This is a genomic window from Nocardioides pocheonensis (assembly GCF_003725535.1).
In the GTDB taxonomy this organism is placed as follows: Bacteria; Actinomycetota; Actinomycetes; order Propionibacteriales; family Nocardioidaceae; genus Marmoricola; species Marmoricola pocheonensis.
In genome coordinates, this window is sequence record NZ_RJSF01000046.1 from 157,639 (window position 1) to 173,319 (window position 15,681).

Sequence of the window (15,681 nt, forward strand, 5' to 3'; positions counted from 1 at the left end):
AAAAGGGAAGGGTGCCATCACGGATTGGCTAGGTTTCTCGCCATGACACAGCCCAGCCGCGCGTTGGCGGGCCGCCCGGAGGCGACCTCGCACGCCGAAATCGAGCAGGCCGCTTTCCGACTGTTCGCCGAGCGCGGCTTCGAGGGCACCACCATGGACGCCATCGCGGCCGAGGTCGGCGTCGGCCGGCGCACCCTGTTCCGGTACTACTCCTCGAAGAACGACATCCCCTGGGGCCAGTTCGACCGCACCCTCGAAGGCTTCCGGCAAATCCTCGACGACATGCCCACCGACATCCCACTCCACGAGGCCGTCCACCGCGCCGTCGTTGCGTTCAACGACTTCCCCGACAACGCCAGCCCGCCTCACCGCCAGCGCATGCGGCTTATCCTCGAAACCCCCGCGCTGCAAGCCCACTCGGTCCTGCGCTACGCCGAGTGGCGCACCGTCATCGCCGAGTACGTCGCCCGCCGCCTCGGCCTCGAGCCCGACGAACTGGTCCCCTCCGTCGTGGCACAGGTGTCGCTCGCGCTGGCGCTCACCGCCTACGAGCAGTGGCTCAGACTCCCCGAGGCATCACTTCGAGAACTCCTCGGGCGGGCCATGCTGTCTCTTCGAGTCCACCTCGGCGTGGACATCGAGGAGCGTCCGAACGGTGCATCCGACCTGCCGCAAAGCGCCAAGACGTCGGGATCGATTGAATAGCCGTCAAGGGCGAGTAGCGGCAGACTCCAGCGGGCTAAACAGATCTCGCTGATGAGGTGAGTGTTGTGGCGATGCGCTTAAGTAGCGCGAGGAGTTCTCGACGTTGATCTGCTCGAGTGCGTCGTTCCTGACTGCGATGGACTCGATCGGCGTGACACCCGATCCCACGTGCACCTATCCGGTTGCGGTGGCATCGGTTAGCTCCTGGGCGTCACAGCGCTGTGCGTGACCCCCTCTTCCGATGATCGGGCCCAGGCTTCCGGGAGGAGCTGGCCCCATGGTTTGTCCAACGCATGACGGCAAGCGCTTGACGTCCATGGTTCGGAGCCGCTCCGGCACCTCAGCCCCCTGCCGCGGACTCCCGTGGAGATCTTGCGGAACCTAGCAGAAAGATGGGAGCAGCGTTTGTCCGCATTTCAGAATATTGATACAGAAATCAGACCGATCTTTGCAGTGTTGGGCGTACATGCGCGGGCCTCCGACCGCGGTCATGCCCCAGTCATTTCACTCCGGACGGACCTTTCCTCCGGAGAGGAGGCTGCACGATTCGTCGCCCCTCGCCTGCACCGCCAGGGACCGCTCCAGGTAGAAGCTCAGGCCCGCCCATCGGTCTTGGGCGTCCAACCGCTGCAGGATCGCCTCGAGCTCGTGGTGCCGCTGATCGCGATTCGCACTGATGGGGTGCTCCTTGTTTGCGAACCGCCTGGTGGCGACCCGTACGCCAAGTCGCACGCCCAGCGATCAACTTTTCTACGCGACTCCTAGACGCACGGACGGAGTCCAACCCATTCCCGGCGCCGGCCGCTTGACGCGGTCCGTAAGCGGGCCGGCCGGACAGCATGTGTCGACGGGCAACGTCCAATCCGGCGAACCGCCGGAACCGGTCCAGGCTATTTGCCAGATGACCAGGGCGCCTGCGGATTTCGCGGTTGGCACGAGGTTCAGATTACGGTGTGAGTATGGCCAGTCGCCGAGCTGGTAATCTGCCGTCCGACCTAAGTTCCTTTGTGGGTCGGACCCGCGAGATGCGCGAGGTCCGCCAGTTGTTGGGTCAGGCTCGCCTGGTCAGCGTGGTCGGGCCGGGTGGCGTAGGCAAATCGCGGTTCAGCATCCGGCTCGCAACGCAGGTCCAGAAGAACTTCCGCGACGGGGCGTGGCTCGTCGAGTTGGCCGCCGTAACAGACTCTTCACTGGTCGCGGAGACCATGGCCGGCGCTCTGCAAGTACCGGAGGAGTCGAACCGTGATCCGGTTCAAGCACTCTGCGAGTATCTGGCCGTCCGCGACGCGCTGTTAGTTGTCGACAACTGCGAACACCTGAGAGAGGCATGTGCGGTTGTACTGAGCACCGTGCTCTCGCGATCGCCGAAGCTGCGAGTCCTACTCACGAGCCAGGAGGTCCTCGGCCTCCCCGGCGAGGCCGTGTACCACCTCGGTCCACTCGAGGTTCCCGACGGTGATGTCGGAACCGACGCGGCGGAGATCTCCCCCGCCGTCGCGCTGTTCGCTGATCGGGCAGCAAACGCGCTGCATGGGTTCACGCTAACCAAGGAGAGCCTTCAAGCGGTAGTGGATCTGTGCCGGCGCGTGGACGGTCTTCCGCTCGCGATTGAGCTAGCGGCCGCCCACGCCCGCACGTTCACACCTGCCCAGATGCTTGACCGCATGGATAACCGGTTCGGCCTGCTGGCTGCCAAGACCACCGCCATACCGGCCCGGCACCAGTCGTTCAAAGCGACGCTAAACTGGAGTTACGAGTTGTGCGGCAAGCCCGAGCGGCTTGCCTGGCAGCGGCTCTCGATATTTCCTTCGAGTTTCGACCTAGCCAGTGCGCAGGCCGTGTGCACTGACGAGCGGTTGACGACCGCCCAAGTGGAAGACGCAGTCGGCGAACTCGTGGACCGGTCGCTGCTCATGCCTAGACCCGACCCGTGGGGGATGCGATACCAGTTGCTGGAGTCGATCCGTGCCTTCGGCCGACACATGCTTCGCGAGGCCGACAACACCGAGGACGCTCTCCCCGAGAGCGTCCTTAGGTCTCGGCACCTCCTTTGGTACGTCGCCGTTGCCACCGACTTTGAGCGCGAGTGGTTCGGATCGCGGCAGCCGGAGTGGCTGGAGCGCCTCCGTGCGGACCTCCCGAACATTCGTGCCGCGTTGTCATTTGCCGCCGAGAAGGAGACTCATCGAGAGTCTGGCTTGATACTCGCCGGCAAGCTGGGGTTCTTCTGGCGTGTTGCCGCGCTGCGTGAAGGCGAGACATGGCTGACCAGGCTTCTCGGAGCCGGTTCTAAGCGGTCCACGGGTCGGGCTTGCGCCTTGGTCGCACTGGCCCGCCTCTTGGGTGCGCGTGGCGACCCGGCCGCCGCAACGGTCGCTGCGGACGCGTTGGAAGCGGCTCAACGCTGCGATCCAGTCCTCGTACCACGGGCGCTGGCGATCCAGGGAGCCCTGGTTCCCGATCAGGCGAATTCCATCGCTCTGCTGAAAAGAGCGCTCGCGGAAGCAGAGCGGATCGGATCGGCCGCCGACAGAGCCTTCATCCTGCATCGCCTCGGGTGGAGCATCGGCACCGCAAGCGGGCCGACCGCTGCCGAGTGGTACTTCCGGGAAAGCGTGGCCATGTCGCTCGCGGCCGGCGAGCTTTGGTCTCGTGGCCTTACCGAGCTTCGGCATGCCCAGATCGCGTGGATGTACGGCCAGTCCGAAATCATGGCCGCATCCGCTGCCGAAGCCCTGAGGGCATCAAGCCGCATTTCCGATCCTCTCACCTGCGCGAACGCCCTAGCAGTCATCGCAGTTGCAGCGGTCGGCCGTGATGACCACCTTGCCGCACGCTTGTTCGGCGTGGCAGGGCGGGTGTCGGAGGACGCTGGCGGCTCAATTCTCCTGACTCCACCCTGGCAGCAGCTGCTTGACGACGCGCAGGCCCGCTGCCGCACGATGATCGGCAGCAACGCATTTGAACGGCACCACCAACGGGGCAGGGCCCAGTCACTTGATGACGCCATTGCCAATGTCTTGGACGAGCGACCGCCACACGAATCCTATGAAGCCGAGCCAGACTTCGCGCTCACGCGTCGAGAGTTCGAGGTCCTCGAACTCATCGCGCAAGGGATGACGAACAAGGAAATCGCGAGCAGGCTCGTGATTTCGGTTCGAACGGCCGAAGCTCACGTTCAGCACATCTTGGTCAAGACAGGGTTCGCCACACGGACTCAACTAGCGGCTTGGCATGCCGCACGCAGGTGAAGCGGCCGCACTCACAGTGCGCTGCAACGAGCCGACGCGTCGGAACCCGATCGAGCAGCCAAATTCTCCACGGGCTAATTGCTCTCAGCACTGGCCCCTTGTTGCGTCGCAAACGGAACGCCGCACAGTGACCGGAGCCGACGCATTGGTCGCGTACGCCCAGCGTTGCGCTGGACGCACCGGAAATCCGCAGCGAGGAAGGCGGCTATCGGCCCGAGGACGATCGGGTCGGTTCGTCGGCGCCCGCCACTTCCAATCAGGCGGAGGTTGCTGTCACGGCGGTGAGTGCACTGAGCACTTGGTCCTGCACGACTAAGCAGGCAATCAACACACCCGGTGGCTCTCGCGTTATCACTGGGAGTTGGCCGATCCCGTTCTTGGTCTGGCTGACGCACCCCAGGCCGCCCTTTCCTCGGAAATCAAGCTCCTGCGACAGTCGAGGTCAACTCCACCGCTTCGTGGAGCTCCTCAAGCCTGGTGACGCGATCGAAGAGGTCGTCCACTTGGGCGTCGTCCAAGGGTGTCGCGGCGACCGACGCGCACTCGCCGAACTTCTGTCGCAGGTCAGCCCACGACAGCGGGTGTTGAGGCGAACCCGGCACCCCCTCGCCACCCTGAATCAGCTGACGCCCATCAACGAGAGTGATCTCGATTCTCCCGTCGGGCAGTTTGGACTTCCAATCTAAGGAGGGATCACGGGAGACCGTTACACGGGCTGCCAGAGCACGGACTGCTGGGTCCTTGAGTGAGTGGCCGTTCAAGTCGCGGACCGAGACATTACCCCGGACGGCAGCGAGGGCCACAAGGAACGGCAGACTGAACCGGGCGTCGAGGACCGTCGCCGGGACGCGACGCTCGTTGAGCGGGACGCACAACAACTCATGGGCGTCTCCTACGAACAGTTTGAGTTCTCTGATGGTTGAGACGTCGAGAGAGTGGAGCTGGATGGCCTGGATAACGGCGTGAATGTGGCTGTGCGCGGTTCCTATCGCGGGCCACCTCTTATAGAGGGTGTGTGCGCCCTCGAACTCGCGACCAAGGTCAGCCAGCATCGCGTCCCGGTCGTATCCCATCGAGAAGAAAGCTGCGAATACTCCCGATACCCCCTCGAGGAAGGTGTCGGTACCTTTCACCCCACGGTCGGCCAATTGCGCGGCCATTACTGCAGTTTTCGCCGGAAACGCGCCGTAGATGCCCCCGAGGTCACTGCCGAGCCCCGAGACAACCTCCATGACGCCACCGGCCTCGCTGCTAGCAATAGCCATCGCGTGGTTGATCTGACGCCCGTCTAGGCCCAGCACACGACCGGCCGCCGCTGCCGCCGAGACGGCGCCCATCGCCGTCGAGAGGTTCCAATCCTTCTTCCAGGAGACGTTGCATCGAAGCCGAGCGAACAGGTCCTGTCCGACTGCGATCGCCGTGATGAGCTCGGTCCCGGGAACGCGCTCCATTCGCTCCGCAGCGGCGAGCACCGCCGGGACGAGTGACAAGGAACAGTGCTGACCCCACGGAAGGTAGTCGTCAAAGTTGAGACTGTGCATCGCGGCGCCGTTGGCCATTGCTGCGAGCATGGCGGGCGCACGGAACCCGAACCCGAACACCGACGCTTCTTCGCGCCCGCCCATCTCCCGCACCATGTCCACTACCGCGCGGGTTGCATTCTCGTCACCACTGGCCGCCAGCATCACCGCCAGTGAGTCCACGATGGTCTTCTTCGCGGCATCGACCGCTCCAGCCGGGAGGTCCTCATATCGCGCTGACCGTGCGAAGTCTGCGAACTGACGGCTAACGTCGACGGTGCCCGGAGAGACGAGCTCGCCATCCCTCTCACTCACTCTGCTCGGCCTCTCGTCGGTTGAAAGGGTGGTAATCGTGCTCATTCGCGACACGGCCGGAGGCGGGGGGTGCCATCGGCAGATTTCTACATGCGGCCCGCTGACACGCCAGCAGCGGGCATCAGGACTACTGACATGCCACCGTCAACCAGCAGGTCGACGCCGGTGATCTGCGAGGCCTCAGGTCCCGCCAGGAACAAGATCGCGCGTGCTACGTCTTCAGGCATGCCAATTCGTCGCAGCGGCAGATTCGATTCCCGCATCTCGCGAATGGCCCGCTGCCGTGGGTCGTCCATGTCGTTGAACACTCCCTCTGTGAGCCCCGTGATTGTCGGGCCGGGAGAAACGCTATTGCAACGGATTCCGTCGGGGCCCCATTCGAGCGCCAGCTGCTTCACGAGCATCAGCAAGCCCGCCTTTGCTACTGAGTATCCGCCCTGGGGAGGAGCCGGGTGATGGCCGCAGATGGAGCCGGTCGCCACCACGCAACCTCCGGCGGAGGCCAGCCACTGGCGAGCGGCCGTGGCGAGAAGCCAAGTTGCCCGGACGTTGATGGCGATGTTCGCGTCGAACTCTTCGATCGTCAGAGTGGAGAGCAACCCCATCTTGGGAGCACCCGCGTTGCTGACGAGGACGTCGAGGCCCCCCAAGGCTCCAACAGCGAATTCGACGACGCGTTGTGGCTCCTGCGGGTCAGCCAGGTCAGCCCCGACGGACGACACCTGAGCTCCTTGCTCACGCAGTGCGGCTTCGACCTCGGCAAGCCCCTGCGCGTTTACATCCACCAGGCAGAGTTGGTGGCCGTCCGCAGCTGCCAGCTCTGCCACGGCCTTCCCAATACCGCTGGCTGCACCTGTGATGAGGAAGCGTTGTCTATCCGGCCGTGTCCGTTCCATTTCTTCTCCGCTCGTTCCTCGCGCTAGGTCTCCACCGTTGTCGAGCCCACACTCCGGCCCTATACCTCGGCATCCGCGATCGCACGCCAGGTTTCAAACGCCTTGTCGTCGTTGCCCCTAGCCAGCCGCGCCAGGGCATCAATGACGGGAAAGTCGCCCTGGACCGACGCTGCCAGCTCTGCCGCGAGCACCGCGTCCTTCGCGTAGAGCGCCATGGCCGAGTGGAAGACTTCGCGCGAGTGGCCGTACCGCTCGAAGTGCCTGTGTAATGCTGAGCCGCTAGTGGAGAGGAAGTTGCGACCGGTGCTGACCTCAAGCACATTCGCCAATTGGTCAAGCTCCACACCGCAGTCGATGGCGATGCGGGCGACTTCAGCAGTGACCAGAGCATTGAGAGTCCCGATGGCGTTGTTCAAGATCTTCACATTTTCGCCGGCGCCGACGCTGCCGCAATGGAATACGTGCGATGCGAGGTGGGACAGCACAGGGACTGCAATTGCCACATCCTCCGGGCGTCCGCCCACCATGACGGTCAGCGATCCAGCTGCCGCGCGCGCATCTCCGCCGCTGACCGGCGCATCGACCAGTCGCGCTCCGGCAGCGCGGACGATGCCGTCCATCTCGCGCACCGCGCTCGCCGCGACCGTACTCATCACCACCACCACCGGGCCTGGCGAGACCACACTGAAGGTCAGCCCATGCGGCCCTGTAAGGACCTCGCGCAACTGCGCGGCGGTGTTTACCACGACGAGCACGACGTCGTCTCCGGCGCAGGAAGCAGGCTCATGGGTGGTCCGAGCGCCTTCCGCCGCGAACGCTGCGAGGGCCGCCTGGGATCGGTCGCAGGCGGTGACGGTGAAGCCAGCGGCCATAAGACGGCGAGCCATCGGAGCGCCCATCTCGCCGACACCGACCACGCTCACCTTCATCGTCTGACCCCCGGCAGACGGTCGCGCCTGGGCACCTTCGAGACGAACCCAAGACCACCACTCAACACAGCGTCGCCCCGCTATCCACCTGCAGGATCTGGCCGGTGACGACTCGTGACTCCTCCGAAGCGAGATACACCGCCAGATGTGCTACGTCGATCGGCTCGACGAGGCCAAGGAGGTGCTGGCGGACCAGCGGTGCATCCGGGTCAGTGACTCCCGCCCTCGCTTCAACCCGCGGAGACAGTGTGATGCCCGGGGCGATCGCGTTCACGCGGATACCGAACGAGGCGTACTCGGCAGCCATAGACCGCGTCAGCGAGATGATTCCTCCTTTGGCTGAGGTATAGCAGTCGAAACCTGGCACAGCCTTCACGGCCACGATCGATGTGGTGTTGACGATCGACCCTGGGCTTGCCTTGATGAGTTCTGGCAAAGCCTGCTTTGCGACGTTGAAGGTTCCGAACAGATCTAGTTTCACGGCTCGCCAGAACTCCTCCTCCTTGGCCTCGAGAAGGGGGGCATCTGCGAGGCTGGAGCCACCGGCAAACTGGCACAGAGTGGTCAGGCGCCCAAAAGCCTCGAGACCCGTGCGAAGAGCTTCCGAAACGCTGTCGTTCTCGGTTACATCGCATGAGACGGCAACGGCGTTATCCGGGCGCGACTCGACTGCCATCTCCGCGGCTTCCCGCGAGATGTCCGCCGCTACGACCCGCGCGCCTTCCGCAAGGAAACGCTCACAGGTCGCGCGGCCGATCCCACCCCCGGCACCAGTCACGAAGGCCACTTTGCCATCTAGGCGCCCCACCATCGATTTTCCTCCCTGTTGGTCCACCCGCCGCCTGGGCGCCGCGACGACCAAAGCCGGGGGCAATGCCCAATGGGACGGGCCGAAACCGGGGCCGCGCCCAGGCGTGCATTGCCTGTGTCAGACGAATGGCCAAGCCTCCGTGAGCCTCCCCGGAAGGCTTGCGTTCGTAACTACGCATCGCTGTACAGTATCTAGAACGTCCCACCCGGTCAATGGGACGTGGCGCCGTCCGCGGCCTTGCTCGCTTCAGTCGTGTGTAATAACGTATGCGTATTCCTAATGCAGAACAATCTTGACGGCGCAGAATACCCCCGCGCCGATGCCGGCCCGTGAACCGGGCACCCCTGGGTGGCCCCAACTCGAACGGACAACAACTCGTCGTCGCGGCGCCGGCTGTTCAGCGCGGCGCCCTTAGCAACTTCAAGCGCGCTTCTCGAAAGGTCACGTCATGAATGAAAGCCTCAAAGCCATGCAGGCTGAGATGGGCGAGCACGTTGTCGAGGCGCACGCGCAGTACGCCACAGTGGACGAAGAGCTGTATGACGCATATCTTGCGTGGCGGAGCGCGATGCTCGATTCCGGAACAATCCCCCGCAAGGACAAGTTACTCATGGTCATCGCCCTCTTGACCGCGCAGCGCGACATCATGCCCCTCAAGTTGTATGCGCAAATCGCTCGGTCGCAGGGCGCCACAGCGCAAGAGCTCAAGGAGGCGTTGCGCGTCGGAATCCTCTTCTCGGGCGGTGCAGGCGTCGACGCCGCTTCCTCGGTCGTCGATCTCCTTGTCGACTAGTCACACGATATGCACCTGGCGCGGTAGGTCTACCCCCGAGATCGCACGGGTCAATGAAGACGCATCGGGGTCCTTCGGTGTAGTAAGCCTCCTGACCCAAACTGGGGTTCGCTCGACTCGGGCGGTTTCACAGCTAAACAATCGGGCCAGTAAGAGCCCGGCGTGTCGCGCCAGAGCTTCATCCGCAGGACAAGTGAACCTCCCCAGGCAGTCCTGTCACGCACTGGGAGCGCGGTGCTGCGGGCAGGATCACTACACATGACCGCCCATGTTGGCGCCGGGGCGCCTACGGTGACAGCGCACGGTAGGTGATCCCGAGACCTTGACGCGTGATGCTCGGACCATAGCGGTTCTCTCGGCACGCGGGTCCTGGGTGGTTTGAACGCGCGTTTGTGATTCGCTGGTGGGTCTCCATCGGCGAAACATCAAATGACCTACCCACCTCCAGTGGCAGCGGCAGCAGATCAGTCCAGGTAGGGCATCCGCGGCTCGGTCGACAGGTCCCACACAATGCCCTTGTGTCTGGTGTACATCTCCACGGCCGCGAAGCCGTACTCGACCCCGAAGCCGCTTCGCTTCGCGCCGCCGAAGGGCACTGTCGGATCAAAAGCGCGGTATGTGTTGACCCAGATCGTCCCGGCGTCGAGATTCTTCGCGAGGTGTTGGATAGCCCTGGCGTCGTTGCCCCACACTTGCGCACTCAGCCCGAACTCGGTGCCGTTCGCCCGGGCGACAGCCTCCTCCAGATCAGAAAACGGCATAAGGCTCGCCACAGGTCCGAATACCTCGGCCGTTGCCACCGGATTGTCATCCTCTACTCCGGCTAGGACCGTAGGCCGATAGAAGGCACCCGACGAAAGTTCAGCTCCGTCTGCGGGGCCGCCTCCAGCCAGGCATTCTGCACCCGCCTCGACGGCCCGGTGCACCAGGGCGTCCACCCGACTTCGATGCTGTTGGCTGATCAACGTGCCCATTTGCGAGCTGGCAGCTGTCGGCAGACCGACCCGGATGGCCGCTGCCCGCTTGGACACGTCAGAGCACACTTCGTCGTAGATCGATTGGTGCACGAGCACCCGAGAGCCGGCCACGCAGCTTTGACCGGATTTCACGAAGTTTGAGTGCAGAACGGAGGGGACCGCGGTTGCGAGATCTGCGTCCGGCAACAGGATGGCGGGGCTCTTCCCCCCGAGTTCGAGGATGACTGGAACGATGTTTGCGGCGGAGGAACGAATGATGGAACGCCCTGCGCTTTCGCTCCCGGTGAATGCGATCATCCCGATGCCCGGGTGCTCGGTGAGGATGGGGCCGACCACTGATCCTCGCCCCGTGACCACGTTCACTACACCGGCGGGGATGCCCGCCGCGACAGCCAGTTCGACTACCTTGAACGTGTACAGTGGGGCGATCTCCGGCGCTTTCAGCACAATGCAGTTCCCGGCAATGATCGCGGGAGCAGCTTTCATGACTACGAAGTTCGGGGTGCCGTTGTATGGGTTGACTCCTGCGACGACGCCGTACGGTTCCCTCACCCCGTAGGCCAGGCGATCTCGCCTGTTCGAGTACGTCTTGCCCTCGATCTTGTCGGCCAATCCCGCGTAATACCGCAGCGTACGCACCGAAGCGTCGATGTCGCCGAGGACCTCGCTTCGAAGCAAACCGACTTCCGACACCTCAAGTTCTGCGAGCTCGTCTCGGTGATCGACGAGCGCATCCGCCCACGCGCTCAGCAGTTGACCACGCTTCTCGGGAGTCACGTACCTCCAGGTGTCAGCGAAGGCAGCCTGCGCCTGACCGACCACGAGGTCTATCTCCGACTCGCCTACCTCGTAGGCGCTGGCAATCACCGTCCCGGTGGCTGGGTTGTACACCGGAAACCATTCCCCCCGATTAGGCCTCACGTGCCCGTCCGCCGACAGGTAGCCGAACCGCGGCAGGGGTGAGTCGTCAGTCATCGATAACCCTTCTAGGGACGCGTTGAATCGACGGTTCCTCGGAGGGACCGTCAGCGGTCACGCCATCGGGAGTCTTTGGAAAGTCCTGGTTCTGGAACTGGGAGAGGCTGGGATCATGATTCATAAGGATCCGGTCTGATTGACCGCAGATCCTGGCGATCGACTCCAACGAGGTCTTCGCCGACACGTTCAACCCGGGTGCCGCGGGAACCGTCAAGTTCTCCATCAAGCAGGCGGCGTCGCCGGCAACGCAGAGGATTCCCTCGTCAGTATTGACCAGCACGGACTGGTGTCCCGGCGTGTGGCCAGGCGTGCGGATAACCCGAAGACCAGGGAGCACATCGTAGTCATCCACTTGAATCAAGGTGTATTGGAGGAACGACAGCACATCGCTCGTCCATTCCACGTCGTACAGACCGACTTGGTTGCTGCTCGGATCGTGCGCGAAGTCCCACTCCGCGCGCGAGACGAAGAACTGTGCATCGGCCAGGTCCAGGTTGTTCTCGGAATGGTCGTAGTGCAGGTGTGAGTTGATGACGATATCGATGTCTCGCGTGCGCCATCCGAGGTCCGCGAGCCGGGCATGCAGGGTCTCGCCAGGATCCAGCGAGTGCGGTGCACCGCTGCTCCACTTGTCGGCGTCCCTCAACCCGGTGTCCACGAGGATCTTGCTGCCGTAGCCCTCGATAGCGGCAACCCAGATGGGCACGTCGATGAGCTCGGAGCCTCCGCCCTGGACCGCGGCGCTCTTCTCAACCCTGATGGAACCGACCCGAAGGGTATGAACAGAGTAGGTGGGGATCACTAGCGCCTCGTTCGCTGCCTCATCATCTCAATCCCTCCTTCGCGGCCGCGTACGGGCTTCATCCCGAGGTGGCGGACAGTTCCTGGCGCTAAGCTTGCCCGGATCACGTACGCACTTTGTTCACGTAGCCGTACGATAGTACGTTAATACGAACCTTCGCCGGGGTCAACGTGCCGCCTCAATGCCATTACGCAACTCGCGAGCTTCGAAGTGACTTGAGAGCCCCACAGCGACCCTCGGTTGGGGCCATTCCGACTCGAGTCGTTGCCTTGGGCCAAGGGACAGTCAGGCCTGGTTCACCTGCGGATGGCGCCTGCCGTAGTTTCCTGAAGCTCTTGCACCGCTTGTGAAGATCGGGTTACGTTTTGATTCGCAATCGCAGATAGGGGTTCGTCATGTCGAACACAGTTGACCGGTCCGCGGCAGCACCCGCCGTCGCCTCTCTAGCGCAGCTTGTCGACGACGCCGTCAGTGACGGCGTGGCGCCATTCCTGGTCGCGATGGTTGCTGATCGGGACGGAGTTCGGTGGCAGCATTGCGCGGGCTTAGCCAACGCGACACATCCTGCGAGCCCAGACTCCGTACTTAGCATCTTCTCGGCCACGAAGGCTGTGGGTGGACTGATGGCCGTCATGGCCATCGATCGAGGCCTCATCACGATGGACACGCCGGTCGGCGATGTGCTTCCGCAGTTCGACAAGTTGCAGGTGCTTGAGTCCGTAGGCCCAAACGGACCTGTGTTCCGCAAACCCAAGCGGCGCGCGACCCTGCGTCACCTACTCACGCACACCAGTGGAATGGGTCTCGAGTTCTACTACCCCTTGATGGCGGAGTACGCGGCCAGGACAGGCGCACCCTCCGACGTCACAGGCACCTTCGAGTCACTCAATTACCCGTTGCTGTTCGACCCGGGCGAGGATTTCGCTTACGGGATTGGGCTTGATTGGGTGGGTGCGCTAGTGGCGGAACTGGATGGACGGTCCATCGATCGCTTCGTGCAAGAGGAGATCCTCGAGCCGCTCGGAATGAAGCACACATACTTCGAGCGGGCCGCGGCGGGGGACCAACTTGCCACGATCAGGCTCAAGCGGCCGGACGGCGAGTTCGAGCCCATGGAAAACTTCCTGCCAGAAAACCCTGAGATCTACCACATGGGGTACGCGCTGTACTCAAGCTCGGCGGACTACTTGACTTTCCTCCGCCTGGTACTCAATGAGGGCGAGCTGGATGGTCGGCGACTTGTCAGCCCCGAGGCGATGCAGCTTATGTACACCGATCAGCTTCCCGGTGTGGCGCTTCCGACGCCCATCCTGAAGAGTTCGGCTGCCATCATCTGTGACACCGAGCCCTGTCCCGGCACCCGCAAGACCCACACGGCCGGCTTCTTCCGCAACGAGGATGCCCTGCCGGGCATGCGCAACGTTGGCTCCCTGTTCTGGGGAGGAGCGCTGAATACCCACTATTGGGCAGATCCCCACGCTGGAATTGCTGCTGTGTTCATGACACAGATGTCGCCGTTCTTCGAGCCTCGACTCATGGAGCGCTTCACGGAATTCGAACGAACGGTGTATCGCGACCTGGTGAACTGACGTCCTTGTCGAACAGGATCCGCATGACCGCAACTCGAGCCTGGGCTGATGCGGGCCGAGATGGGTATGCGCTTCTCCCGGCAAAGCCCCCACGCCTCCAGGGCGACCCTTGCCTCCAAGGAGCCCCTCGCCACCAACGAGGACTGAGGCGCCGACTAGCCTGCCGGGGTGGGCGCGGCGGCGCCCGATGCCATCAAGGGGAGGGCGCCATCTTTAGATCAGGTTGTCAAGTCCTCGGAGGAGCGCAGGTTGTTTACCAAGCCACCCGGAAGTGCGATGCTCTTCAGTTCGTAGTAGCTCTCAATGCCTTCGCGGCCGTTCTCCCGGCCGAAACCCGACTGTTTCACTCCGCCGAAAGGTCCTCCGCCGCCACCGCCGGGGCTTTCGTTGATCCGACAGCTCCCGGTTTCCAGGCGTAGTGCAACCTCGAGGCCGCGCTCCTCGTCGCTCGTGAAGACCGCGCCGCCGAGCCCGTAATCCGAGTCGTTGGCAAACGCGACCGCTTGATCGACGGTGTCATACGCAGTGAGGGTGAGTACTGGTCCGAAGATTTCGTCGCGCGCGATCGTCATAGAGTTCTCGACTCCCCCGAAGATGGTGGGCTGCACGAACCACCCACGCTCGCCCTGAGGCCGGCCGCCTCCGTAGAGGAGCGTGGCCCCCTCACTCTTCCCGAGCGCGATGTACTGCTCGACACGGTCACGCTGGCGTTCGGCTACAAGCGGCCCGATGTCGGTTTCTGGGTCGTGAGGGTCTCCGACCACCAGCGCGGCGACCGCCTCGACAAGGCGCTCCGTCACCTCTGCGGCCCGCTTGCGTGGGATCAATAGACGGGTGGTGGCATGGCAAACCTGTCCAGTATTCGGGAGGGAACTCGCGATGAGGTGGGGCATCATTGCATCGAGGTCGACATCATCGAGAACAATTGCCGCGGACTTTCCCCCCAGCTCAACCGACACGCGCGCGAGCCGTTCCCCACACAGGGCCGCCACGCGGCGACCGGCTGCAGTGCTTCCGGTGAATGCCACGCGGGACACTCCATTCCGGCTGATGAGGTACTCGCTCACTTCGCGTCCGCCAGGCAGGATGCTGAGTACACCGGACGGGATTCCTGACCTCACCGCAGCGTCGGCCAGGAACGAGGCCGACAACGGCGTTTCCGGCGCCGGCTTCAGGATCAGTGGGCATCCCGCGATTAGTGCCGCGTAGATCTTTCCGAGCGCCGTCGCGATGGGTCCGTTCCATGGGATAACCGACGCGGTGACGCCGACGGGTTGCCGATCCACGAGCACCTTGCCCGAAGAACCGTCACGCGTCTCGCGCGGCGGAATGGTCAAGGCGTCTGCCACATACTTTGATGCTGCCTCGATGCGCCCAGCCGTAGTAGCGCGTATCCACTTGTCTGGGCCTCCCATCTCGTCGATCTGGAGTTGGACGATCTCGTCGAGGTGAGGCTGCAGCTCGGCAGAAAAGCGCATGAGATATTCGCCCCGCTCGGCTACCGCCAGCTGGCGCCAATCACCGGCGGCGTGAACAGCCACGGCTGCGGCGACTGCGCGATCGACGTCGGCCTCACTCGCGGCTGGGGTCGTACCGACCAGCGCTTCGGTGGTCGGTGAGAATACAGAAATTCGCTCATCGCTAGCTGGAGCGATCCACTCCCCGCCGATGAACAAGTACTGATTCTCAATCACCGCATCCATTCCAATCGCATAGCTCCACTCGGCGCTAGTTTGGATGGGCCCGGCTGACGCGGAGCACTTCGAACGAGGGCGGCGACCGATGCGGATCGTTCATCTTCCCGAATATAAATATGATAACTCGAACGCAGCGCCGGGTCAACCAGGGGCCCGATAGGAGCCGCGTCGTGACACGATGCTCCGATCACGGCGTCCTACCCAGGGTTCCTGCGCCCGACCTGGAGTACACCCACCTAGCCGAGCCTCACTGAGTCAGCGTGCCTCAGTCGTGCTAAAGAACCGCTGTTCGTAGATATGAACATCCCGATGTGAAAACGACGACACTCGCCGGACGAATAGTTAAGATGCCGCAAATATCGACGAGCTCGAACAAGCCGGGGTGTCCCAGTCCTAGTCGTCCCCGGCGAAGATCGCG

The 15,681-nt window shown here is 63.3% G+C and carries 11 protein-coding genes; 4 read left to right on the plus strand and 7 right to left on the minus strand.

Annotated features, from left to right (window positions below):
• Positions 1-42: 42 nt before the first annotated feature.
• Positions 43-705 (plus strand): mycofactocin system transcriptional regulator, encoded by a 663-nt coding sequence (gene mftR, locus EFL26_RS20360; RefSeq protein ID WP_123224743.1) that lies wholly within the window; start codon positions 43-45, stop codon positions 703-705.
• A 959-nt stretch (positions 706-1,664) separates the two neighbouring features.
• Positions 1,665-3,956 carry an ATP-binding protein gene (locus EFL26_RS24945; RefSeq protein WP_148046787.1) on the plus strand — a complete coding sequence of 764 codons (2,292 nt, stop codon included), beginning with the start codon at positions 1,665-1,667 and terminating at the stop codon, positions 3,954-3,956.
• 419 nt (positions 3,957-4,375) lie between these two features.
• Here EFL26_RS24945 and EFL26_RS20375 read toward each other — a convergent pair whose 3' ends face one another.
• The 4 genes from EFL26_RS20375 to EFL26_RS20390 are packed head-to-tail and all read right to left on the minus strand — an operon-like array spanning position 4,376 to position 8,403.
• On the minus strand, positions 4,376-5,836 hold the full coding sequence (locus tag EFL26_RS20375; protein WP_123224746.1) for an MmgE/PrpD family protein: 1,461 nt from the start codon (positions 5,834-5,836) through the stop codon (positions 4,376-4,378).
• 41 nt (positions 5,837-5,877) lie between these two features.
• Complete coding sequence (locus EFL26_RS20380) at positions 5,878-6,687, minus strand: SDR family NAD(P)-dependent oxidoreductase (RefSeq protein WP_123224747.1); 810 nt, start codon at positions 6,685-6,687, stop codon at positions 5,878-5,880.
• Between the two features lie 59 nt (positions 6,688-6,746).
• A complete protein-coding gene (locus EFL26_RS20385) occupies positions 6,747-7,763 on the minus strand; it encodes an NAD(P)-dependent oxidoreductase (RefSeq protein WP_342773541.1) in 1,017 nt (338 codons plus the stop codon).
• On the minus strand, positions 7,678-8,403 hold the full coding sequence (locus EFL26_RS20390) for an SDR family NAD(P)-dependent oxidoreductase (RefSeq protein WP_221177078.1): 726 nt from the start codon (positions 8,401-8,403) through the stop codon (positions 7,678-7,680). Before EFL26_RS20390 ends, EFL26_RS20385 begins: the two co-directional genes overlap by 86 nt.
• A 472-nt stretch (positions 8,404-8,875) precedes the next feature.
• Between EFL26_RS20390 and EFL26_RS20395 the strand changes: the two genes are divergently transcribed.
• On the plus strand, positions 8,876-9,220 hold the full coding sequence (locus EFL26_RS20395; protein WP_123224749.1) for a carboxymuconolactone decarboxylase family protein: 345 nt from the start codon (positions 8,876-8,878) through the stop codon (positions 9,218-9,220).
• A gap of 464 nt (positions 9,221-9,684) precedes the next feature.
• Here EFL26_RS20395 and EFL26_RS20400 read toward each other — a convergent pair whose 3' ends face one another.
• Both EFL26_RS20400 and EFL26_RS20405 read right to left on the minus strand, forming a co-directional pair.
• Complete coding sequence (locus EFL26_RS20400) at positions 9,685-11,172, minus strand: aldehyde dehydrogenase family protein (protein WP_123224750.1); 1,488 nt, start codon at positions 11,170-11,172, stop codon at positions 9,685-9,687.
• Positions 11,165-11,977 (minus strand): N-acyl homoserine lactonase family protein, encoded by an 813-nt coding sequence (locus EFL26_RS20405; RefSeq protein WP_123224751.1) that lies wholly within the window; start codon positions 11,975-11,977, stop codon positions 11,165-11,167. The genes EFL26_RS20400 and EFL26_RS20405 overlap by 8 nt, the downstream gene beginning before the upstream one ends.
• Positions 11,978-12,372: 395 nt before the next feature.
• Between EFL26_RS20405 and EFL26_RS20410 the strand changes: the two genes are divergently transcribed.
• Positions 12,373-13,566, plus strand: coding sequence for a serine hydrolase domain-containing protein (locus EFL26_RS20410; protein WP_123224752.1), 1,194 nt, complete (start codon positions 12,373-12,375; stop codon positions 13,564-13,566).
• Positions 13,567-13,784: 218 nt separating this feature from the next.
• On the opposite strand, the gene EFL26_RS20415 is transcribed toward EFL26_RS20410, so the two are convergent.
• Positions 13,785-15,269 carry an aldehyde dehydrogenase gene (locus tag EFL26_RS20415; RefSeq protein WP_123224753.1) on the minus strand — a complete coding sequence of 495 codons (1,485 nt, stop codon included), beginning with the start codon at positions 15,267-15,269 and terminating at the stop codon, positions 13,785-13,787.
• Between the last annotated feature and the right edge of the window lie 412 nt (positions 15,270-15,681).

Excerpts from the sequence above, each read along its gene's own strand:
- EFL26_RS20380 (WP_123224747.1), bottom strand. The coding sequence starts at position 6,687 with ATGGAACGGACACGGCCGGATAGACAACGCTTCCTCATCACAGGTGCA.
- EFL26_RS20415 (WP_123224753.1), bottom strand. The coding sequence starts at position 15,269 with ATGGATGCGGTGATTGAGAATCAGTACTTGTTCATCGGCGGGGAGTGG.
- EFL26_RS20395 (WP_123224749.1), top strand. The coding sequence starts at position 8,876 with ATGAATGAAAGCCTCAAAGCCATGCAGGCTGAGATGGGCGAGCACGTT.
- mftR (WP_123224743.1), top strand. The coding sequence starts at position 43 with ATGACACAGCCCAGCCGCGCGTTGGCGGGCCGCCCGGAGGCGACCTCG.
- EFL26_RS20375 (WP_123224746.1), bottom strand. The coding sequence starts at position 5,836 with ATGAGCACGATTACCACCCTTTCAACCGACGAGAGGCCGAGCAGAGTG.
- EFL26_RS20410 (WP_123224752.1), top strand. The coding sequence starts at position 12,373 with ATGTCGAACACAGTTGACCGGTCCGCGGCAGCACCCGCCGTCGCCTCT.
- EFL26_RS20400 (WP_123224750.1), bottom strand. The coding sequence starts at position 11,172 with ATGACTGACGACTCACCCCTGCCGCGGTTCGGCTACCTGTCGGCGGAC.
- EFL26_RS24945 (WP_148046787.1), top strand. The coding sequence starts at position 1,665 with ATGGCCAGTCGCCGAGCTGGTAATCTGCCGTCCGACCTAAGTTCCTTT.